The sequence below is a fragment of the Candidatus Pantoea edessiphila genome (genome assembly GCF_002933335.1).
Taxonomy (GTDB): Bacteria; Pseudomonadota; Gammaproteobacteria; order Enterobacterales; family Enterobacteriaceae; genus Pantoea_C.
Genome location: NZ_PDKS01000001.1, coordinates 128,048 through 152,644, shown reverse-complemented (window position 1 = coordinate 152,644; position 24,597 = coordinate 128,048). Strand labels below are relative to the sequence as shown.

Genomic DNA, 24,597 nt, shown 5'->3' with positions numbered 1-24,597 from the left:
TATTTTACATTATAAGGACATTTATATATAAATAAATTTCGAATAAAATATATTTATAATTAAAGAGTTAATATTACAGTAATGCAATTAATAAATTGCAAAATAAATTCTATAAAATATAGTATTAATTATAGGAATGGCAACATTTTTAATTTATGTTTTTACAGGTTTTATACTCATAAACAAATTACTATATCTAAATATATATCTAATCTTTATTTTTTTATGATTTTAATACCTAATTCCAATAAAGAATCTGCATCTATCTCTGCAGGAGTGTTTGTCATTAAACAAGTAGCAGCTGTAGTTTTAGGAAATGCAATAACATCACGTATGTTATTTGTATTTGTTAATAACATTATTAAACGATCTAAACCTAAGGCAATACCTGCATGAGGTGGAGTACCAAATTTCAGTGCCTCGAGAAAAAATCCAAATTTAATGTTCTGTTCATGTTCTGGAATACCCAAAATATCAAATACAGCTTTCTGTGTTTTAAAATTATCAATTCTAACTGATCCGCTACCAATTTCATATCCATTAATTACTAAATCATAAGAATTAGATATAACAGAAATTGGATCACTAGATAATGTATTTAAACAATCAGCTTTTGGCGCAGTAAATGGATGATGTGTTGAACATATACATCTATTAATATCTTTAGTAAACATTGGAAAATCAATTACCCAAACAGGAGCAAAAATATTATTAGATATTTTTAAATATTCACTTAATTTAATACGCATTGCACTTAATATATTTGTTATTATTTTAATAGTATTAGCGATAATGACTATTATATCCCCATCATTTGCTTTAGTTCTTATAAGAATATTTTCAACAATTTCTTGATTAAAAAATTTTATGATCGATCCCTGAATACCTTTTAAACCATCTACACGTTTATTTACTTTAATATAAATTAATCTTTTTTCTCCATGTTTTTTAACTAAATCTTCATATTCATTAATTTGTTTTCTACTCAGTTGATTTCCATTAGGTATACAGATAGCAGCAATACGATTTTTTGCGTCATTGATTTGTAATTTAAATAATTCAAAATAATTATTTTTTAAAATATCACTAATATCTACCATCTGTATAGGATTACGCAAATCTGGTTTATCTGATCCATAACGACATATTGCTTCTTGAAAAGTTATTTCTGGAAATTTACCTAAATCTATTCCTTTGACATGTTTCCAAATATTTCTGATTAATCTTTCAGTAATTTCGCGTATTTGATGTGATTCAAGAAATGAAGCTTCTATATCAATTTGAGTAAATTCTTGTTGACGATCTGATCTTAAATCTTCATCACGAAAGCATTTAACAATTTGGTAGTACCGATCAAGTCCTCCGATCATAAGTAATTGTTTAAACAACTGAGGAGATTGCGGTAAAGAATAGAATTTACCTTTATATATACGGCTTGGAACTAAATAATCACGTGCACCTTCAGGAGTTGTTTTAGTTAAAATTGGAGTTTCAATATCTAAAAAACCTTCATTATGCATAAAACAACGAATGAAATGAGAAATTTTAGAACGAGACATTAATCGTTTAGTAAATTCTAGACGGCGTAAATCCAAATATCTATATTTAAGATAAGTTTCTTCTTTACTATGTTGATGGAAATCTAAAGGTAAAGGCTTAGATTTATTTATTATTTTTAAATAGTCAGCAACAATTTCTATTGTTCCTGTAGACAGCTTTAAATTTATGTTCTTTTCTTCTCTAGCACGTACTATACCAGCAATTTGAACACAAAACTCGTTTCTTACCTGAGAAGCTAATTTAAAAACATTTTTAAAAGTATTGCAATCAAAAAATACTTGAACTAAACCTTCACGATCCCTAATTTCTATAAACATTATATTACCAAAATTGCGAAAACTATTTACCCATCCACAAATAGTTACTTGTTTTCCTATATGAATAGTATTTATTTGTCCACAGTATATAGTACGCATAAAAAATGGTCATCCTTTAATTTGTTTCTACAAATAATAAATACAATTTTATGTATATTGTACATTGAAATCAATAATCTTAGTAAGATTTTTTAGTTAAATATTATTAGTTGGTATTGTATTTTTATATAATCAAATAAAATATATGATATTTTCTTGTTAATCGATTTGTTATATCCTTATATTATTAAATCAATAAAAGAAATAGAAATTAATATTATTTTTTGGTTTTCAGTGATTTTTAAAATGAAAGAATAGACACATTATATTCGACACCCCTTTCAAAAATAGGTAATTAGATATTTGACAAAAAAATAGCTTAATGATACAAAGTTCAGCACTGGATATTCAAATATCATTTTTATAGATTGGTATATTAGCAATAGATTTTGTTAAATCTAAAACAATATATCTGATTTGAGTTGTTTCTTAGAATCATCAGCATTATCTAATTTCTTATAATACCAATTTAATTGCACTATTACTTATCTTGCTATTGATAACTATGCAGATATGATTAAAGAATGTCGTCGTTATATAGAATCTGATATTTTAGATTTCAAAATTGAAAATGCTTCTATGGTTAATCCTGAATTTTACTTTACAATTTTTAAAACCTTCAAAGCGTTTAAAATTAATAAAGAATATTGAGGAGGATTAAACCCAAGATAGTATACTAATACTATCAGAAAAATCAAATTTTGAGGATAATAAAATTAACAAATTAATATCCAGTATTAATTATAATTTTAAAATTGCCAATGATTATAGTGTTTTGCAAATTGAGCAAAAAAATCAATTGCTTTAGCACAAGCTGGTTTTTTACATGTAGATGTTTGGTTTTAATTGTTTAATTTTGGTTCGTTAATAGCATTAAAATGATTAATTTTAGAGAATTTTATATACAGTTAGAATCTACTCCTTTGTCACATTGGTTGACATCATTAAAATTGCAAATCAATAATTGGAATAAAAAAACTATAAGGCAATTTTTTTGAATGGTTAAAATCAGTAGAATATCTTCCTTTATTAGAAACATAATACTCAGACCTATTATCTCGTATTAAAGCAAATAATAGTATTGTGAGTATTACTCAAGATAAGGAATAAAGAAATTATTGTATAATCTTATACCATGGAGAAAAGGACCTTTGGTATAAAAATTGACAGTGAATGGCGTTCAGATTGGAAATGGGAGAACTTCTACCACATATTTCTTCGTTAACAATTTTAGATTATAGGTTGCGGGAATGGATATTATAGGTAGAGAATGATAGCATATGATACTCGCCTGGTAATTGGAATAGATCTTTCACCAATTATTTCTGCTACAATTTGAATCAATACGCAAATTGCTCAATAATTGCAAATTATATTTATTACCCTTAAGACTTGATAAATAAACTAGAATTAAAAGCATTTGATACATTATTTTTCAATAGGAGTTTTGTATCATAGAATATTTCCTATTGAACATGTTATAAAACTAAAAAATCAATTAAAAAAGTAGGATAACTTGTTTTAGAAACACTTGTTATCAAAGATAGTTCTAATAAGATATTCCCGGAAAAAAGATATGCACAAATGCATAATATATATTTTATTCTTATAACTGATTTGCTAAAGGAACTACTAGAAAAAATTAATTTTATAAATGTAAAAATAGTTAACTGTACAACTACTACTTGTGAAGAACAACGTACAACATCACGGATGACTATTAGATCTTTAAATTCATTTCTAAATCCGAATAATTTTTCTCAGACTATTGAATAGTATCCATCACCTTTTTATTCCATGATAATAGCTACAAAATCTTAATAATTAAATAATTATGTAATTTTAAAAATCATCTTAAATGTATATATTAAATATTAAAACATTTTTTAATGTTTAATTAAAAATTATGTATTGTCAATAAATAAATTATTTGTTGATACGTTCTGCTATTGAAATAATTAACAATTTATTTTGTATAAAAAATTACGAATTATATAGGAAATAAAAATGATATCTAATTTTGATCAACAAATAGAACGTCGTTTTAGTGACAGTGCGAAATGGAATAAATATAAAGGTAAAGATATTATACCACTGTGGGTTGCTGATACAGATTTTAAATCACCTAAATGTATTATAGATGCAATTAATAATAGAGTATCACATGGTATTTTTGGATATGGAAAAAAACCAACTTTATTGATTGATATTTTTATTAATTATATTAGTAAAAAATTTAATTGGAGTTTAGATCCTGAATGGATTGTAGTATTACCAGGTATAGTAAGTGGATTACATTTATCTGTACGCACTTTTACTTGTGATCACGAAAGAATTATTACTCCTATTCCAATTTATCCTCCATTTCGTAATGCTGCTAAACTAGCTAATAGAGACCAATTAAATATACCTTTAGTATTAAAAAACAGACGTTGGGTATTAGACTTAAATATTACTGAATCTAAGATAAACCATAAAGAAAAATTACTTATGTTATGTAACCCACAAAATCCAGGAGGTACTGTTTATACACGTAAAGAACTAATGGATCAGTTAAATTTTGCACAGCAAAATAATTTAATAGTTTGTTCAGATGAAATTCATTGCGATTTAATACTAGAACCAAAGATAAAACACATACCTTTTGGCTCTTTAAGTTCTGATGCTGCACAGCGTAGTATTACATTAATGTCTCCTTCAAAATCTTTTAATATTGCTGGATTAGGAGCTTCTATAGCAATTATTCCAAATAGGTCTTTAAGAAATAGATTTGTACAAGCAAGACAAGGCATCATACCAGAAGTTAATATTCTTGCTATTGTAGCTGCTGAAGCAGCATGGCTTAATGGTCACACATGGTTAAAATATTTGATCGATTATTTACGTAATAACAGGGATTTCTTAGTATCTCAATTAAATTTAATGCCCGAATTATCAATGGTATCACCAGAAGCAACATACTTAGGTTGGATAGATGTAAGTAATTTAAATATTAATAATCCACAAATGTATTTTGAAAATCATGGATTAGGTTTCTCATCTGGAATGGAATTTGGTAATAATAATTTTATACGTTTTAATTTTGGTTGTACTCGTATTACGTTAAAAAAAGCAATAAGGCGACTTAAACGAGCTTTAGAACAATATAACATATCTAAGTTTTAATTTATATCATGTTAAAATATGAACATTATTTCCTTATTATATTCAGCATAATATTATCTAATTCTGCACGATTTAATTTTAAATGATAATTCTATATACTAGATGGCAATATTTATATTATAATTAGCTTTTTACAATCATTTAATAAGTATATTGAATTATTAAAAAGTTTTATTGAAAACTTAAAATATAAGGTTCTATTATTTGAATATTAAAGATTTAATTTCAGAAAGAGTTGTTCAGGCAATGACTTTATCTGGTATACCTGAAATCAATTGCAAGCCACAGGTTCGTCAGACATCAACAATAAAATTTGGTCATTATCAAGTAGATGGGATTATATATTTGGCGAAAAAAATGGGTATGCCATCTATATTGTTGGCCAATAACATTATGTTTCACCTTGATTTAAAAGATATATCCACAAAAATAGAAGTTGCTGGCATAGGTTTTATTAATATTTTTCTTGATATTAAATGGATGGAAAAACAAGCAAAAAACATGTTGATTTCACCAAAATTGGATGTAAAAAACATTAAACCGCAAACAGTAGTATTAGACTATTCTTCTCCAAATGTAGCTAAAGAAATGCATGTTGGCCATTTAAGATCAACAATTATCGGTGATGCTATGGCTCGTACATTGGAGTTTTTAGGTCATAAAGTTATTAGAGCTAATCACATTGGAGATTGGGGAACACAATTCGGTATGTTAATTGCTTTTCTTAAAGACAAGCATAAAAACAATTTTACGGAGCTGCTATTAAAAGATCTTGAAGAATGTTATCGCAAAGCAAAATACTATTATGAACGAGATCCATTATTTGCAGACATGTCTAGAAAATATGTGTTAAAGTTACAAAAAGGTGATAAAGAATGTCTTGTTATATGGAAAAAAATAGTAAATATAAGTATTGAACAAAATCAAAAAATATATGACCGTTTGCATGTAACGCTAAGTTACAAAGATATTAAAGGGGAAAGCACATATAATCATATGTTGCCAGGAATTGTTAATGATTTAAAATTACGTGGTTTAGCAATAAATAATAATGGTGCTGTTGTTGTAATTCTAAATGAATTTAAAAATAAGCAAGGCAAATCTATGGGAGTAATTATTCAAAAAAAAGATGGAGCATTCCTGTATGCTACTGTTGATGTTGCTTGTGCTAAATACAGATATGAACAATTAAAAGCAGATCGTATTATATATTATACAGATTCACGACAACATCAACATTTACTACAAGTTTGGTCTATTGTAAGAAAAGCAAAATATGTGCCTGATTCTGTTGTTTTTGAGCATCATATGTTTGGTATGATTTTAGATAACAACAACAATCCATTTAAAACTAGATCTGGTGAGACAATTAAATTATCTGAGTTACTAGATGAAGCATTTCGAAGAGCTTATATATTAGTAAAAAACAAAAATCCTGATATTAATCATGATCAAGCAAAGTATTTAGCAGAAGCTATAGGAAGCAGTGCAATTAAATATTCGGAATTATCTAAAAACAGAACAACTGATTATGTTTTTAACTGGGATCAAATGTTAACATTTGAAGGCAATACTGCTCCATATATGCAATATGCTTATACACGTTTAATGTCTATATTCCATAAATCAGGAATACAAGTTGATTTATTAGATGAAAAAATAATAATTACAAATAATCAAGAAAAAATATTGGTTATGTGTATATTGCAATTTGAAGAAGCAATCATGCATGTTGCAAAGAAAGGAACACCTCATGTAATTTGTAACTATCTTTATAATTTAACCAATAAATTTTCTAGTTTTTATGAAAGTTGTCCCATTTTAAAAGCTGAAGATGAGTCAATTAGATATAGTAGATTGCAATTATCTTTTTTAACTTCAAAAGTGTTAAATCAATGTCTTAATATACTAGGTATTAAAATTTTAAGTTATATGTAAAAATGTACTAAATGTTTTTATTAAAATTGAAAACATTATAAATAATAGGTGAGATGTCCGAGTGGCTTAAGGAACGCGTCTGGAAAATGTGTATACTAATTAAACGTATCGAGGGTTCGAATCCCTCTCTCACCGCCAAAAACAAGCAAACGAATACTAAAAATATTTATATTAATAATCATTCATAAAACAAAATATATATTATTGATTATAAGTATTTTATATAGTCTGCCTTTGTTTTAAAAGCAGACCTATAATATTATGTTCATTCTGAATGAATTTTTACTGCATTATCAAAACGTTTAATGATTTTACTAGATGGTTTATCTCCTACAAAACTAAATATTATAATAGCTATGCTAGAAAATATAAATCCAGGAACTATTTCATATAATTGAGTCCAACCGTAATTTTTCCATAACAATACAGTAAGAGCACCTACTATCATACCTGCTAACGCACCGTTGCGATTCATGTGTCTCCAGCATACGCTAAAAAGTACTACAGGACCAAAAGCAGCACCAAATCCAGCCCACGCATAACTTACTAAACTTAATATGAGGTTGTTAGGATCCAAAGCTAAAATTATTGCAATAATTGCTATTAATAAAACCATAAAACGCCCAACCCATACTAGTTCTTTCTGACTGGCATTTGTGCGTAAAAAACTTTTATAAAGATCTTCAGTTAGGGCGCTTGAACATACTAATAATTGACAACTTAAAGTTGACATTATAGCGGCAAGAATTGCAGAAAGTAAAATACCGGAAATCCAGGGATTAAATAATATGCGAGCTATTTCAATAAATACACGTTCACTATTTTCAATAACTGAAGTTGATTGTTCAGGATTATTTTCAAAGTATGCAATACTAAAAAAACCAACAGATATTGCGCCTATCAAACATAGTATCATCCATGTCATACTAATTCTACGAGCCATTAATATTGAGCGATGAGATTTAGCTGCCATAAAACGTGCTAAAATATGAGGTTGACCAAAGTAACCTAACCCCCATCCCAATAGAGAAATTATTTGTACAATGCTTAGATCTTTAAGCATATCAATATTTGACATACCCTTGGCTTCAATTATAGAAAATGCATTAGTTAATCCACCTGATGAAATAATTACTGTAATAGGAGTAAGTATTAATGCAAAAATCATCAAACTAGCTTGTACAGTATCGGTCCAACTAACCGCTAGAAATCCACCAATAAGAGTATAAATAATAGTAGTAATTGCACCAGCTATCAAAGCATATTTGTAACTGACATGAAAAGTCGTCTCAAATAATCTCGCTCCAGCTACAATACCAGAAGAGCAGTAAATCGTAAAAAACACCAAAATAATAATAGCAGATATAACTCTTAAGATTTTACTGTGATCTTCAAAACGATTGGCAAAAAAATCTGGTAATGTTAATGCATTATTATGATGTTCAGTTTGTAAACGTAATCTACTAGCTACTATTTTCCAATTAAGCCAGGCTCCAATTATTAGACCAATGGCTATCCAGCTTTCAGAAATTCCTGAAATAAAAATAGCTCCAGGTAATCCCATTAATAACCATCCACTCATATCTGATGCACCAGCTGACAGTGCTGTTACTACACTCCCTAACCTTCTTCCTCCTAAAATATAATCATTAAAATTTTTTGTTGAATAATAACCTATAAAACCTATGATTATCATTGCAAAAATATAAATGACAAAAGTCACTACCATTGGCACCATTAAAGTCATAATATGATCTCCAATGTATCTGAATTTTTTTTAATAAATTACTTGCTAATTTAATTTGAATTATTAGCAATAATAGCTCATAAATGATATTTAATTACAAAAAGTTAAAAATTTATACTGTAAAAATATTTTTAACAATTAAATAGGTTTTATTGCTATATTATAAATAGTTAAAAATATTATTTCTTAAATATAAGAATAAAAATGTAATATAATAGCATAAAAATTCATTTTTACAGGATATTTACTAATATAGAAAATAAAATTTTATAAATTAAGGAGTATTAATAAAATACTCTTAGGAGTCTTAGAATCATGGCAACAAGTACCATGGGTATAAAATTAGATAATAATATTAATAATCGTATTAAAATTGCAGCTCGAAATATAAATAAAACAACATATTGGTTAATAAAACAGGCTATTCTTAATTATTTAATTAAAATTGAGGAAGGCATTGTTTTACCAGAAATTTCATATTCTTGTACTGATATTAAAAATAATAATGAAATAATATTAGATCAAATATATCAACCTTTTTCAGAGTTTGCTGAGCAAATTTTAGTACAAACACCAACTAGATCAATAGTAACAGAAAAATGGTGTATTGCCGAAACAGAGCTAGTACCTATATTATTGGAGCAAGCTCGTATTGATAAGGATCTGAATCAAGAAATTCACAATTTGGCTTTAAAATTATCCAATAAATTAAGAAATGATATTAAGAGTAAAAAGAAAATTTCTACAATAGCACAAAGTTTACTCAAAGAATTTCCATTGTCATCTTCAGAAGGTATTGCTTTGATGTGTTTAGCTGAATCATTATTACGTATACCTGACAATCAAACAAGAGATTTATTAATTCATGATAAAATCAAAAAAGGTGAATGGCATTTACATGCAGGTAAAAATGATTCTTTATTAGTTAACATTGTAACTCGAGGTTTGATGTTTATAAAAAAATGTATTAATAACACAGATACATTAACAATGCCTGTTTATAAAAAAATCGTATACGTAATATATAAAAATAGCAATCCATTAATTCGTATAGCAGTGAACGCAACAATACGTCTTATGGGCAAACAGTTCGTGATAGGTGAAAATATAAATTCTGCACTTAAAAATGCTCGTAATTTAGAAAAAATAGGTTTTAGTTTTTCTTATGATATGTTAGGTGAAGCAGCTTTAACTTCTCGTGATGCTGATAATTATTTAACATCTTATATGCAAGCCATCCATGCTATAGGAAAATCTTCGAAAGGTCTTGATATTTATAATAGTCCAGGAATTTCAATAAAATTATCTGCTCTTCATCCGCGTTATAACCGCGCACAGTATTCACGGATTATAGAGGAACTTTATCCCAAATTAAAATCACTAATATTGATGGCACGTTTTTATAACATAGGAATAAATATCGATGCAGAAGAATCTGATCGCCTTGAATTATCTTTAGATTTACTAGAAAAACTATGTTTTGAATCAGAATTAGCTAGCTGGAATGGTATTGGATTTGTTATTCAAGCCTATATGAAAAGATGTCCTTTTGTAATAGATGAATTGATTAGTCTAGCACAACGTAGTAAACATCGTATTATGGTACGTCTTGTAAAAGGAGCTTATTGGGATACTGAAATTAAACGTGCTCAAATAGAAGGTTTAGAGGATTATCCAGTTTATACTAGAAAAACATATACTGATATTTCATATATAGCTTGTGCTCGTAAATTATTATCTGTACCTAAATTAATATATCCACAATTTGCTACTCATAATGCACATACTTTAGCAACAATTTATCATGTAGCTGGAAATGATTTCTATCCAGGACAATATGAATTTCAGTGTTTATATGGTATGGGTGAACCTATGTATCAAGAAATAGTTAAAAATTCAAATAATATCAATCGCCCCTGTCGTATATATGCTCCGGTTGGCACGCATGAAAAATTATTGGCTTATTTAGTACGTCGTTTATTAGAAAATGGAGCTAATAATTCGTTTGTTAATAAAATAGTAGATAAATCAATTCCTATTGAGCAACTAATTGCTGATCCAGTCTCTATAGCAGAAAAAATGGGGAGTAGTGAAGGGATCATAGGTCTCTCTCATCCCAAAATTTCTTTGCCTGTTAATTTATATGGTGTAAATAGAACAAATTCTAAAGGGATTAATATAAGTAATGAACACACATTAAATACAGTAGCTAAAGATCTATTAAAAAGTACCGAAAATTTCTATATAGCAGAGCCTATAGTTAATTTTAAGTGTATTGATTTAATGAATACTAAGAATCGTTTTATAATCAATCCTGCTATTCCAGTTGACATAGTAGGACAAGTTCGTGAATCTAATACTGAAGAAGTATCTAAAGCAATAGAAGAATCAGTAAACACAGGACCCATTTGGTTTGCAAAACCACCTCGAGAAAGAGCTATAATTTTAGAAAATGCTGCTAAAATTATGCAAAGCAAAATAAACATGCTAGTAGGAATTTTAATACGAGAATCAGGTAAGACTTACAGTAATGCTATAGCTGAAGTTCGCGAAGCGATTGATTTCATTTTTTATTATGCTAGCATAATAAAAAATAACTTTAAGAATGAAACACACTTACCTTTAGGACCAGTGGTATGTATTAGTCCTTGGAATTTTCCTTTGGCTATTTTTACAGGACAAATCACTGCTGCATTAGCTACAGGTAATACCGTTTTAGCTAAACCAGCAGAACAAACACCATTGATTGCTGCACAAGTTGTTGATATTTTTTTGAGTGCTGGTATATCTAAAGGTTCCCTACAACTAATAACTGGATCTGGCAAAACAGTAGGGAAAATATTAGTAAGCAATGAAAAACTCAAAGGAGTTTTATTTACTGGTTCAAATTCAGTAGCAAAAAACATACAAAAGAATATAGCTGGTCGTTTGGATAAACAAGGGCATCATATACCATTAATTGCAGAAACTGGCGGAATCAACGCTATGATTGTTGATTCATCAGCTCTCACTGAACAGGTCGTTATAGATGTTATATCATCAGCATTTGATAGTGCAGGTCAAAGATGTTCAGCTTTACGTATATTATGTATACAAGAAGAAGTTGCTGATCGAACTATAGAAATGTTATTAGGTGCAATAGCAGAATACACAATAGGCAATCCTGATAAATTATGTACTGATATTGGTCCTATAATAAATTCAAAATCTACAAATCATATAAAAGATTACATAGCATATATGCGCAACAAGGGGTTTAAAATATATCAAGCAGCGCTAAATAATAAGTATCACAATAGACCAAAATTAAGCAATAATTTCATAAAACCTACTATAATTGAAATAGATAAAGTAAGTGATTTAAAAGAAGAAGTATTTGGTCCAGTATTGCATATAGTAAGATTCAACAAGGATCGTTTATTAAAATTAATTGAAGAAATTAACATATTAGGATATGGATTAACATTAGGTTTACATACTAGAGTAGATGATACTATTAATCAAGTAATTTCAAAAGCGAAAGTTGGCAATTTGTATATTAATCGTAATATGATTGGTGCAGTAGTTGGAGTACAGCCATTCGGTGGAGAAGGATTATCAGGAACAGGTCCAAAAGCAGGAGGTCCATTATATCTTTATCGCTTATTATCAGATTATCCAAATGATACAATATGTTCAATATTTAATAAATACAATAGTAATAATTCCTATATAGAAAATAAATCAAATCAAAATATCAGTGAACTATATTCTATTTTTAGTAAATGGGCTGATGAAAATGAACCACTAATTTCACCTTTATGTCTAGCATATTCTAACCTATCTCGTTCAAGATTATCGTTTAAATTAATAGGACCTACGGGAGAAGAAAATACTATTACATTATTGCCCAGAGAAAGAGTTTTTTGTATTGCTGATAATAAAAAAGATATATTAATTCAACTGGCAGCTATTCTCAGTATCGGCAGCAAAATTCTTTGGCAAGATAACAAATTAAATCGGGATATATTTAATAATTTACCAGATAAAGTTAAAAACAGTATTTCTCTTGATTTAGATCCTTTTTCTTCTTGTTTTGATGCTGTCATTTTTCATGGTAATAGTGATGATTTAACACGCATTTCTAAGACAATAGCAGAAAAAATCAATTCAATAATCTCAATTATAGGGTTTCATTCTGGAGAAACCAATATATTGCTTGAAAGATTTTTAGTGGAACGTTGTGTCAGTATTAATACTACAGCTTCTGGTGGTAATACAACACTTATGAGTCTCAATTAAATTAACAGCCATGGCATAAATTTAATTGTTATTCCATGGCGTACTTTAATCTTTTTTGAGTTAAAGATGCAGAGATATATTAGTATTTATAAAGTAATTGTTTATATATATAAGATATAATGTTTTAAATATAGTTTATAGATGATCTTTTACATTAATACACTATTTTTTTATAATATTACCCTCGTTAAAAAACCAGACTCCTATAGGATAATCTTCTAATATTATCAAATACATTGGTTTTTTGTTAAATGTTTCAATTGCTATAATCCTTCCTGTGTCGTTGTAATTACATTCACATTTTATAGTGACATAGTCACCAATTTTCATTATTTATTTACCTGTTGAAATTAATTTTTAATTTAATTATATAATTAATATTTATATTCATTCATAATCATCATGATAGGTGATTTTATATATTTTAAAATATTAAATTTTAATTATATATTTTTATTTACTTATTTTTTAATATAATGAAAACTAGTATATAAAATATATGTTTATTTTTTTTAAAAATTGCATTATAATAAATTTTTAGGTTAAAAATGAGTATTTTTTAATTATATTCTATATGATAATAGAAATATTTTAAATACTGATATCTAAAATTTTTATTTTAAAAATTATTCCTCTGTAGTTCAGTTGGTAGAACGACGGACTGTTAATCCGTATGTCACTGGTTCGAGTCCAGTCGGAGGAGCCACAGTGATTTAATTTTATTTGATGTAAGTTTATTTAGGATTACTAACAATAAATATATAAATTTAATTATCTATTGATAGATAATTAAATTATTATTAGTTGGCGTTTCTTTTTATAAAAAAATAAAAAATTTATTTGGAATATCATCTTACCTTTAGAGTATTCGTTTATCATTTTATAGTTGATATTATGATTGTATATAATAATATACAATAGTAATTAAAAATTATTATTAATAATAATGCAATTTTATTAAATAAAAATGTTTGTAATTTATTTAAAATTAAATCAAAAATATTTATTTAATAATAAATTATTTTATTTTTAATGTATTATTAATGTGGTAATAGATTATGAGTTTTTCTAAAATTAATTTTTTTTTTATGATTACGAAACTTTTGGTACTAATCCTGCTATTGATCGTCCTGCCCAATTCGCTGGTATCTATACTGATAGTGAATTTAATCCCATAAAAAAACCAGAGATATTTTATTGTCGTATACCAAATGATTATTTACCGGAACCAAAAGCCGTTTTAATAAATGGAATCACGCCTCAATTTGTAATAAAAAAAGGTTTTAATGAAGCAGAATTTGCTAAGCGTATTTATAATATATTAACAATTAAAAGAATTTGTATAGTAGGTTATAACAATATACAATTTGATGATGAGGTAACACGTAATATTTTTTATCGTAATTTTTACGATCCATATAGTTGGAGTTGGAAGAACAGTAATTCTCGATGGGATATATTAAATGTAGTTCGTGCTTGTTATGCATTACGTCCTGATGGTATAAATTGGCCAAAGAATAAAGATGGCTATGCTAGCTTTAAGTTAAAGCATCTTACTCATGCCAATAGTATAATTCATTCAAATATTCATAACGCAATCTCTGATGTATATGCTACTATAGGAGTAGCTAAGCTAGTAAAAAACAAACAACCTAAACTTTTTGAGTTTTTATTTAGTAATCGTATTAAAGAAAAAATAATATCAATGATTGATATTATTGGAATGAAACCATTAGTATATGTATCGAATATTTTTGGTTCATCAAGAAGTAATATTAGTTTAATATTACCTTTAGCTTGGCATCCTAATAATAATAACAATCTGATAGTAGTAGATTTATCCAAGAATTTATATCCTTTAATACAATCAGATATTTTCACCCTGCAAAATAGCATTTTAGAAGAAATTCCTCTAAAATTAATTCATCTTAATAAATGTCCTGTTTTAGTTTCTATAAATACCTTGCGTCATCAAGATATAATAAGGTTAAAACTTAACATTAAACTTTGCTTTGATAATTTAGAATTATTGCGTCATAATCCAGAAATAAGAAAAAAAGCCCTAATACTTTTTAATAAAAGTAAAAGTAAATTAGCTGATTTTCCTAATGATAATGTAGATACTAAATTATATGATGGTTTTTTTAGTATTTCAGATAGATTTAAAATGAAAATAATTCAACAAACAAACCCCTGTTTATTAGAAAGGCTAAATTTAAAATTTGAGAATATCAGATTAAAGGAACTTTTATTTCGTTATCGTGCTAGAAATTTTCCTGATACTTTAAATCTAGTTGAAAAAAAATATTGGGAAATACACCGTAAAAATATTTTCAATGAAAAAAAAATATCAAGCTTTTTATTGGAAATAAAATTATTAAAACAACTATATAATAATAATCCAGTTAAAATCAAGATATTAAAATCTTTATATCTTTATGCGAAACAATTACTACGTGTCAATAAATAAAACAACTTATCTGAGTTACACAATCGATTAACAAATAAATATTTATTGAATATATATACACCGTATTCATATGTTGCTAATTATATCATTAAAAAATATTAATATATTATATTATTACCGATATATCATAGTAACTAAAATACCTAATAGTTAAAACATTATATAATTACCAATGCAATTTAATTGACTTGCCGCCATCATAATAAATATATTTAAAGTTTATTAGATTTATGTTCTGTAGTACAACTGGAATCAAAACTACAATTTATATTTTGACAAATATATAATTTATCTTAATTATCATGATAAAAATTTATGAATTAACACATTTCTCGATCTTTTTTACACAAAGATAAAATTTATTAAAACTCTAGTAACTTTAATATATGTTCTCTCTGCTAGTAATTAAATAGGGAAATATATAATAACTGTAATAGTTATAATTAAATAAGAAGATAGGAAATATGTTAAACAACATGCGGATACGCATAGCAATACAAAAATCTGGCCGTTTAAGCGATGATTCAAAAAAACTTTTAATACGATGTGGAATAAAAATCAACCTTGAACAACAAGGATTAATTGCACTAGCAGAAAACATGCCAATTGATATTTTACGCGTACGAGATGACGACATTCCAGGTCTGGTAATGGATGGAGCAGTAGATTTAGGTATTGTAGGAGAAAATGTTTTAGAAGAAGAACTATTGACAAGATTAGCACAAGGTGATAACCCAGGATATGTAGTATTGCGTCGTCTTGATTTTGGTACTTGTCGTCTATCAATAGCAATGCCAGTTAATGCTAAATATATTGGATTAAAATGTTTAAATAATGCTCGTATTGCTACTTCTTATCCTTATCTTTTAAAAAAATACCTTGATCAAAAGGGTATTACTTTTAGAACTTGTATGTTAAATGGTTCAGTTGAAGTTGCTCCACGTGCCAGCTTAGCTGATGCGATTTGTGATCTTATATCAACAGGTACTACTTTAGAAGCTAATGGGTTAAAAGAAGTAGAGGTTATTTATCGATCTAAAGCTATAATTATTCAACGTCACGGAGAAATGATCGATTTTAAACAAGATTTAATAAAAAAAATCATGATACGTATACAAGGAGTAACTAAAGCACGTGAATCTAAATATATTATGCTTCATATACCAACTGAGCGGTTAGAAGATGTTATAAATTTACTTCCAGGAGCAGAATGTCCTACTGTGTTGCCTTTAGCTGGTAATATTGACCGAGTAGCAATGCATATGGTTAGTAGTGAAACTTTATTTTGGGAAACAATGGAAAAATTAAAAAAATTAGGAGCTAGCTCTATTTTAGTATTACCAATCGAAAAAATCATGGAGTAAAATCATGGGATACTTGACTCCAATTGAATGGAGCAATTGTACTGCATTAGAGAAAAAATCATTACTAACACGTCCGCGCATTATATCTTCTGGTAACATCAAAAAAACAGTAAGTAATATATTAAATCAAGTTAAAATAAAAGGTGATAAAGCTATACATGAGTTTACAATAAAATTTGATAACATATCATTGAAAAATTTTCGAGTAACATCACAGCAAATACAAGAAGCTAATAGACGTATCAATAATAAATTAAAACAAGCTATAGATATTGCAGCTAATAATATACGTACTTTTCATACAGCACAAATCCCTAATATTGTTGATATAGAAACTCAACCAGGCGTAAGATGTCAACAAATAAACCGCCCTATAAAATCAATAGGTCTATATATTCCAGCAGGTTCTGCTCCTCTATTTTCTACTGTCTTAATGTTAGCAATTCCTGCCCGCATTGCAGGTTGTTCAGAGATAGTATTATGTTCTCCTCCTCCGATTGCAGATGAAATTTTATATACAGCTGATTTATTCAAAATAACAGAAATATTTCAATTAGGAGGTTCTCAAGCAATAGGTGCGCTTGCTTTTGGTACTGCAACAATACCACCGGTTGATAAAATTTTTGGTCCAGGAAATATTTATGTAACAGAAGCTAAAAAACAAGTAAATCAGAGACAAAATGGTGTAGCAATTGACATGCCAGCGGGTCCTTCTGAACTGTTAATAATTGCTGATGAAAAAGCAATTCCAGAATTTATTGCTTCTGATTTATTGTCTCAAGCAGAACATGGGCTAAATTCTCAAGTAATTCTTTTAACAACATCTTTAAAATTAGCACAAAAAGTTTCTGCAAATATCAAGAAACAACTAACTACTCTTGAAAGACAAAATATTATAATTACTGCATTAAATAACAGCTTGATTATTGTATTACCTGATATTAATCAATGTATTAAAGTATCAAATATATATGGACCAGAACATTTGATGATACAAACCTCTAAACCAAAAGATATATTACAGTTCATTACTAATGCGGGATCAATTTTTCTTGGACCATGGTCTCCAGAATCTGCTGGAGACTATGCTTCAGGAACAAACCATGTATTGCCAACATATGGTTATACAAAAACTTTTTCTGGTATTAGCGTAATAGATTTTCAAAAACGTATTACAGTACAAGAATTAACTCCTAAGGGTTTACTTAATTTGTCTTCAACAATTGAAATTCTATCTGAAGCTGAAAAATTAGAGGCTCATAAGAGAGCTGTTGCAATACGTGTTGCTCTACTAAAGGAAGCTATATGAATAATATTGAAAAATTAGTACGTAAAAATGTGCAAACACTAGTGCCATATCAATCAGCAAGAAGATTAGGAGGAACTGGCAATACATGGCTTAATGCTAATGAATTTCCTGTTCCTGTGCTTTTTAATTTATTGCATCAACAAATGAATAGATATCCAGAATGTCAACCAAGATTAATGATCGAACGCTATGCTAAATATGCTCATCTAGATTCTAATCAAATTTTAGCTACTAGAGGAGCAGATGAAGCAATAGAATTAATAATGAAAACATTTTGTGACCCAGGAAAAGATTTGATTCTATTCTGCCCTCCTACATATGGTATGTATAAAGTTAGTGCAGAGACTATTGGTATTAATTATATAACTGTACCTACAGTTGATAATTGGAAGCTAAATTTAACAGCAATTGCTAAAAATTTAGATAATGTAAAAGTAATCTATATTTGTAATCCAAACAATCCTACAGGTAATATTGTTGATTTACAAGATATTTATTATCTTTTAGATATTACTTATGGTAGAGCAATTATAGTAGTAGATGAAGCTTATATTGAATTTTGCATCAAAGCTAATTTGGTAAAATTATTAAAGAATTACAAACATTTAATTATTTTACGTACTTTATCAAAAGCTTTTGCTTTAGCAGGATTAAGGTGTGGTTTTATACTTGCTGATAATAAAATTATTAATCTCTTATTAAAGGTGATAACACCTTATCCTATAGCAATACCTGTATCAGATATAGCAACTCAGGCATTGAGTCAGAAGAATATTATTTTAATGCATAATAATGTAAAACAATTAAATAAAAACAAGGAATGGTTCACACAACAATTAAGAAAATGTCATTGTGTTGAAAAAGTATTTTTAAGTGAATCTAACTATGTTTTAGTTAGATTTAAAAATTCATCAAAAGTATTTGAAAATTTATGTGATCAAGGAATCATATTACGTGATCAAAATAATAATCTAGGATTATCACAATGTTTACGTATATCTATTGGAACACTTAAAGAATGTGAATATGTCATTTCTGCACTAAAAGATTTATCTCAGGAATCAATATGAATCAAAAAATAATTTTCGTTGATCGAGATGGTACTATTATAAAAGAACCCGCTGGAAATTTTCAAATAGATAGAATAGATAAATTATTTTTCGAACCAAATGTTATTCCAGCTTTACTAGAATTAAAAAATAATGGTTATCGTTTAGTTATGATTACTAATCAAGATGGTCTTGGAAGTGATAAATTTCCAAAAATAAATTTTGATGTACCACATAATTTGATGTTGCAAATATTAGAATCACAGGGCATTATTTTTGACGATATATTAATTTGTCCTCATACAACTGAAGATAATTGTTCTTGTCGTAAACCTAAAACAAAAATGGTAGAAAAATGGTTAATAGAAGGTGTACTTGATAAAGAAAATAGTTATGTAATTGGTGATCGTCTAAGCGATATGCAATTAGCATATAATATGAACATAAAATCAATCAAGTATGGAATAAAAGGAAAAAACTGGAATGAAATTCAAATAGAACTAACAAAAACAGAACGCCATGCATTGGTACATAGACATACAAAAGAAACAAAAGTTTTTATTGAAATTTGGCTAGATGTTGAAAGTAAAAGTAATATAAATACTGGTATAGGTTTTTTCGATCATATGTTGGAACAAATTGCAATACATGGAGGTTTTTGTATGAATATTACAGTGACTGGAGATCTTTATATTGATGATCACCATACGGTAGAAGATACTGGAATTGTTTTAGGACAAGCTCTGTTAAAAGCACTAGGTAATAAAATAGGTATAAATCGTTATGGTTTTATTTTACCAATGGATGAATGCTTAGCTAGATGTGCATTAGATATTTCAGGTCGTCCCTATATAGACTTTAAAGCTAAATTCAATCATCAACATGTTGGTGACTTAAGCACAGAAATGATAGAGCATTTTTTTAAATCTCTTGCTTACGGTATGATGAGTACTATTCACTTAAAAACTAAAGGAAAAAATGATCATCATATAACAGAAAGTTTATTCAAAGCTTTTGGACGTACTTTAAGACAAGCTATTCGTTCAGAAGGAAATGCTATTCCTAGTTCTAAAGGATATATATAATGAAAGTGGTCATTATTGATACTGGTTGTTCTAATATATTATCAATAAAATGGGCGTTCAAGCGAATTGGTTATAATACTTATGTTAGCTGTGATCCAGATATTGTGTTATCTGCTGATAAACTTATTTTACCTGGAATTGGTACTGTAAAAACAGTTATGAAACATCTTAATAAAAAAAAATTAATCAATTTAATCAAATCATATAAAAAACCAGTTTTAGGTATATGTCTTGGGATGCAAATACTAGGATCAAATAGTGAAGAAAATGAGGGTATTAAAACATTAGGAATAATCAATGAACCAGTTTTATTAATGAATTATCAAAATTTGATTTTGCCACATACTGGATGGAATAAAATCAAATTTCTATCTAATAATGATTTATTTAAAAACATTCAAGATAACAGCTATTTTTATTTTATGCATAGTTATGCTATGCCACTAAGCACAAATACCATAGGTCAATTTTATCATGGAAAAACCTTTACTGCTGTTATGCAAAAAGATAATTTTTTTGGGGTACAATTCCATCCTGAACGATCTAGCAAAGCAGGATTACAGCTACTAAAAAACTTCTTGGAGATATAATGATTATTCCAGCATTAGATTTAATTAAAGGAAATGTGGTTAGATTATATCAAGGAAATTATCATAAAAAAATTAACTATAAAATTAATCCATTAATATATATAAAAAAGTATATCGAACAAGATGCAGAAATAATAAACCTGATTGACCTAGATGGAACACAAGATCCTAATAAACGTCAAATTAATCTATTAAAAAATCTATTAGGTAGTATTAATATAGTTACACAAATTGGAGGTGGTATTCGTACTAGCCATGACATCGAAATATTACTTAATGCAGGGGCTACTAGAGTCATTATAGGATCTATGGCTGTACAAAATTTTGAAGAAGTAAAAACATGGTTTATTAATTTTGGTTCTGAACATATCGTACTAGCAGTTGATATAAAAATTGATGCTAATAATTTTAAAAGAGTGGCTACTAATGGTTGGCAACGTATATCCAAAATTAATCTAGAATATATAATAGAAAAATTTAAATCAGTTGGATTACAACATGTACTATGTACAGATATTGATCGAGATGGCACTCTAATTGGTCCTAATATTAAATTATATCAAGAAATTACAACAAAATTTCCAGATATTACATTTCAAGCTTCAGGAGGTATTAGTTCATTAAATGATGTTGCTTTGCTTCGTAATAGTGGTGTGAAATCTGTAGTAATTGGACGTGCATTACTTGAAGATAAATTTACATTTTCGGAGGCAAAAAGATGCTGGCAAAAAGAATAATTCCTTGTCTTGATGTTTATAATAATCAAGTGGTTAAGGGTGTACAGTTTCGTAATCATCAAATTGTAGGGGATATTATATCACTAGCAAAATATTATTCTACAGAAGGGGCTGATGAGTTGGTGTTTTATGATATTAATGCATCTATTGAATCTAGAATTCCAGATAAAAACTGGATTTCTGATATTGCAAAAGTAATTGATATACCTTTTTGTGTAGCAGGAGGCATTAATAGTTTGGAAATTGCTGCTAATATTCTTCAATATGGCGCTGATAAAATTTCTATCAATTCTCCTGCTTTATTGAATCCATCTTTAATAACAAATTTAGCAGATCGTTTTGGAGTACAGTGTATAGTTGTAGGTATAGATACATGGTTCGATAAAAATACAAATAAATATTTAGTTTATCAGTATACAGGTGATGTATCTCATATGGTTTTAACTCAGTGGGAAACCATTGATTGGATTAAAAAAGTACAAATATTAGGAGCTGGTGAAATAGTATTAAATATGATGAATCAAGATGGAATGCTTAATGGATATGATTTGGTTCTGTTGAAAAAAGTAAGAAATGTATGCAAAGTGCCATTAATTGCATCAGGAGGTGCTGGAAAATTAACTCATTTTATGGATGCTTTTAATCTTAATGTAGATGGAGCTCTAGCTGCATCAGTTTTTCATAAAAATATTATTAATATAGGTGAATTAAAAAAATTTTTAATAGACAACGGAGTGGAGATTCGTAAGTGTTAAATATAAATGAACTTTCCTTCTTAGACTGGAAAAAAACACAAGGCATGATACCAACAATTATTCAACATTATGTTTCTGGACAAGTTTTAATGCATGGTTATATGAATAAACAGGCATTAGAATATAGTTTAACAAAAGGTAATATAACTTTTTTTTCACGTACTAAAAGACGTTTATGGACTAAAGGAGAAAAATCAGGAAATGTATTAAAATTAATTGATATTAAAATGGATTGTGATCATGATTCTATATTAATTTTAGTTAATCCAACAGGTCCAACTTGTCATTTAGGAAATACTAGTTGTTTCTCTAATATAGAAACTAATTTGCTATTTCTATACAAATTAGAAAAATTGTTATTTGAAAGAAAAAATGATAATCCTGAAATTTCTTATACAGCTAGGCTGTATGCAAGAGGAACTAAACGTATTGCTCAGAAAATAGGAGAAGAAGGAATTGAATGTGCATTGGCAGCAATATCAAGATCAAATAATAATCAAGAACTAATCAATGAAACATCTGATTTAATTTATCATTTACTAGTGTTGTTAAATGATCAAAATTTAGATCTAAGTGTTATAATTAAAAACCTGAAAAAACGGCATATAAATAATAATTTTGATAATTTTATTTAAATTTTAAACTTATAAAAAAGTAAAATTAATTAATCATTTTATTATTATTTTTAATAAAAACAAGTGATATAACATGACAACAAATAATAGTAATTAAAAATAATAACAATTTATGATTTTGTCTAATCTCAATAAAATTAATCTTTATCTATTCTGCTTTTAACAACTCCTTGCTGTCGGTAGTATTTTGAATTTTTTCGGTTATTATAAGGTCTTAATGCCGTATTTGAAAGCAGTTCAAAACTAAGAGCACAAATTATCATACCTGGACATAGTGCTAATGGCAACTTACCAAAGTTATAAAATTCTAAGACAATGCATCCTTCCCATCCAGGATCAATACGATGAGCAGTAGCATGAACCATAAGACCAAGCCTAGCTAATGAAGAACGTCCATCTAACCAACCTACTAAGTCATCTGGCATTATTATTGATTCTGATGTAATAGCTAATACTAAATTTCCTGGGTGCAGGAAAAATAGTTCGTTTTCAATTAAATCAATTTCATTGCTCATTACTTGGTTGATCGAATTACTTATCTTATGCTCCGATGCACTTAAATCTATGTAAGCATTAGTATGATCGTTAAAAACACGGAATTTATTTCCTAATCTTAAATCAACTGTCGCACCATTTATCCTATCATTGGGAGGTCTGGGTATTATAGCTAATTTACCACTGTCTAGCATTGATTCAATATCTTTGTCACATAATCTCATTTACATTATCTCTTTAAATTTTAATTTATAAAAATATATTGTTATAATAACATAATAACATATAAGTACTCGCTATTTAATAATTGAGTACTTATATTGATATATTAAATATGAAACAATACTGAGGTATAAATTATATTTTACCCACTAAATTTATAGATAAAGTTAAGGCTGCATCACCTGATTGCCATCTTGCAGGGCAAACTTTTCCTGGGTTATTATAAATGTATTGTGCTGCTTGAATTTTACGTAGTAACTCATAAGAATTACGACCAATACCATCAGAATTTATTTCAATAGACTGAATAATACTTTCTGGATCTATAATAAATGTACCTCGATTAGCTAAACCTTTATTTTCTTGCATCATATCAAAGTTACGAGTTAGCCTACCTGTAGGGTCACCTATCATCGCATACTTAATATTAGTTATGGTATCAGATAAATCGTGCCAAGCCTTATGAGAAAAATGGGTATCTGTAGAAACTGAGTACACTTCTACTCCTAATCTTTGTAATTCAATATATTGTTGAGCTATATCATTTAATTCAGTTGGACAAACAAATGTAAAATCAGCTGGATAAAAAATAAATATATTCCATTTACCTTCTAGATCTTTTTCGGTTACTTCAATAAATTTATTGTTTTTAAATGCAGTATTTTTAAATGGTTTAACTTTGGTATTAATTAAAGACATATATTTTTTCCCATAATAATTTGATTTAAATATAAAATTATGACAGAATTAAAAGTCATCTTTTTATTGATTGGTATGCA

At 27.7% G+C, this 24,597-nt stretch carries 16 protein-coding genes, 2 tRNA genes and 2 pseudogenes; 15 read left to right on the top strand and 5 right to left on the bottom strand.

Annotation, left to right across the window (positions count from 1 at the left end; translation table 11 throughout):
• Window positions 1-215: 215 nt before the first annotated feature.
• Window positions 216-1,976, bottom strand: coding sequence for an aspartate--tRNA ligase (gene aspS, locus CRV11_RS00720; RefSeq protein ID WP_136131425.1), 1,761 nt, complete (start codon window positions 1,974-1,976; stop codon window positions 216-218).
• Window positions 1,977-2,854: 878 nt separating this feature from the next.
• On the opposite strand from aspS, the pseudogene cmoB reads away from it, so the two are divergent.
• The 4 genes and pseudogenes from cmoB (at window position 2,855) to CRV11_RS00700 (ending at window position 7,217) form a co-directional block, all read left to right on the top strand.
• Window positions 2,855-3,752 (top strand): annotated as a pseudogene (gene cmoB / locus CRV11_RS03770) (tRNA 5-methoxyuridine(34)/uridine 5-oxyacetic acid(34) synthase CmoB).
• Window positions 3,753-3,983: 231 nt separating this feature from the next.
• A complete protein-coding gene (locus CRV11_RS00710; protein WP_136131424.1) occupies window positions 3,984-5,141 on the top strand; it encodes a MalY/PatB family protein in 1,158 nt (385 codons plus the stop codon).
• Window positions 5,142-5,345: 204 nt separating this feature from the next.
• A complete protein-coding gene (gene argS, locus CRV11_RS00705; protein WP_136131423.1) occupies window positions 5,346-7,079 on the top strand; it encodes an arginine--tRNA ligase in 1,734 nt (577 codons plus the stop codon).
• Between the two features lie 47 nt (window positions 7,080-7,126).
• Window positions 7,127-7,217 (top strand) — tRNA-Ser (locus CRV11_RS00700).
• A gap of 127 nt (window positions 7,218-7,344) precedes the next feature.
• Here CRV11_RS00700 and putP read toward each other — a convergent pair.
• Window positions 7,345-8,826 carry a sodium/proline symporter PutP gene (gene putP / locus CRV11_RS00695; protein ID WP_136131422.1) on the bottom strand — a complete coding sequence of 494 codons (1,482 nt, stop codon included), beginning with the start codon at window positions 8,824-8,826 and terminating at the stop codon, window positions 7,345-7,347.
• A gap of 315 nt (window positions 8,827-9,141) precedes the next feature.
• Between putP and putA the strand changes: the two genes are divergently transcribed.
• Window positions 9,142-13,107 carry a trifunctional transcriptional regulator/proline dehydrogenase/L-glutamate gamma-semialdehyde dehydrogenase gene (putA, locus tag CRV11_RS00690; RefSeq protein ID WP_136131421.1) on the top strand — a complete coding sequence of 1,322 codons (3,966 nt, stop codon included), beginning with the start codon at window positions 9,142-9,144 and terminating at the stop codon, window positions 13,105-13,107.
• A gap of 162 nt (window positions 13,108-13,269) precedes the next feature.
• Here the strand turns inward: putA and CRV11_RS00685 are convergent, their stop codons facing one another.
• On the bottom strand, window positions 13,270-13,437 hold the full coding sequence (locus CRV11_RS00685) for a hypothetical protein (RefSeq protein ID WP_136131420.1): 168 nt from the start codon (window positions 13,435-13,437) through the stop codon (window positions 13,270-13,272).
• 300 nt (window positions 13,438-13,737) lie between these two features.
• On the opposite strand from CRV11_RS00685, the gene CRV11_RS00680 reads away from it, so the two are divergent.
• The 10 genes and pseudogenes from CRV11_RS00680 (at window position 13,738) to hisIE (ending at window position 23,101) form a co-directional block, all read left to right on the top strand.
• Window positions 13,738-13,813, top strand: a tRNA-Asn gene (locus CRV11_RS00680).
• A gap of 372 nt (window positions 13,814-14,185) precedes the next feature.
• Window positions 14,186-15,577: pseudogene (sbcB, locus tag CRV11_RS00675) on the top strand (exodeoxyribonuclease I); the annotation flags it as partial.
• A gap of 464 nt (window positions 15,578-16,041) precedes the next feature.
• Window positions 16,042-16,941, top strand: a complete 900-nt coding sequence (gene hisG / locus CRV11_RS00670; RefSeq protein ID WP_136131418.1) for an ATP phosphoribosyltransferase — start codon at window positions 16,042-16,044, stop codon at window positions 16,939-16,941.
• 4 nt (window positions 16,942-16,945) lie between these two features.
• Window positions 16,946-18,250 (top strand): histidinol dehydrogenase, encoded by a 1,305-nt coding sequence (gene hisD, locus CRV11_RS00665; protein WP_136131417.1) that lies wholly within the window; start codon window positions 16,946-16,948, stop codon window positions 18,248-18,250.
• Entirely contained in the window at window positions 18,247-19,320 is a 1,074-nt protein-coding gene (hisC, locus tag CRV11_RS00660; protein ID WP_136131416.1) for a histidinol-phosphate transaminase, read from the top strand. Before hisD ends, hisC begins: the two co-directional genes overlap by 4 nt.
• The gene (gene hisB / locus CRV11_RS00655) at window positions 19,317-20,384 is read left to right on the top strand and encodes a bifunctional histidinol-phosphatase/imidazoleglycerol-phosphate dehydratase HisB (RefSeq protein ID WP_136131415.1); all 1,068 of its coding nucleotides are present in this window, start codon (window positions 19,317-19,319) and stop codon (window positions 20,382-20,384) included. Before hisC ends, hisB begins: the two co-directional genes overlap by 4 nt.
• A complete protein-coding gene (gene hisH, locus CRV11_RS00650) occupies window positions 20,384-20,974 on the top strand; it encodes an imidazole glycerol phosphate synthase subunit HisH (protein WP_136131414.1) in 591 nt (196 codons plus the stop codon). The genes hisB and hisH overlap by 1 nt, the downstream gene beginning before the upstream one ends.
• Window positions 20,974-21,711, top strand: a complete 738-nt coding sequence (gene hisA, locus CRV11_RS00645) for a 1-(5-phosphoribosyl)-5-[(5-phosphoribosylamino)methylideneamino]imidazole-4-carboxamide isomerase (protein ID WP_136131413.1) — start codon at window positions 20,974-20,976, stop codon at window positions 21,709-21,711. Before hisH ends, hisA begins: the two co-directional genes overlap by 1 nt.
• A complete protein-coding gene (hisF, locus tag CRV11_RS00640) occupies window positions 21,693-22,466 on the top strand; it encodes an imidazole glycerol phosphate synthase subunit HisF (RefSeq protein WP_136131412.1) in 774 nt (257 codons plus the stop codon). The genes hisA and hisF overlap by 19 nt, the downstream gene beginning before the upstream one ends.
• Window positions 22,460-23,101 (top strand): bifunctional phosphoribosyl-AMP cyclohydrolase/phosphoribosyl-ATP diphosphatase HisIE, encoded by a 642-nt coding sequence (hisIE, locus tag CRV11_RS00635; protein ID WP_136131411.1) that lies wholly within the window; start codon window positions 22,460-22,462, stop codon window positions 23,099-23,101. The genes hisF and hisIE overlap by 7 nt, the downstream gene beginning before the upstream one ends.
• A gap of 137 nt (window positions 23,102-23,238) precedes the next feature.
• On the opposite strand, the gene dcd is transcribed toward hisIE, so the two are convergent.
• Entirely contained in the window at window positions 23,239-23,820 is a 582-nt protein-coding gene (dcd, locus tag CRV11_RS00630) for a dCTP deaminase (RefSeq protein ID WP_136131410.1), read from the bottom strand.
• A 133-nt stretch (window positions 23,821-23,953) separates the two neighbouring features.
• Window positions 23,954-24,517, bottom strand: a complete 564-nt coding sequence (gene ahpC, locus CRV11_RS00625; protein ID WP_136131409.1) for an alkyl hydroperoxide reductase subunit C — start codon at window positions 24,515-24,517, stop codon at window positions 23,954-23,956.
• Window positions 24,518-24,597 lie beyond the last annotated feature (80 nt).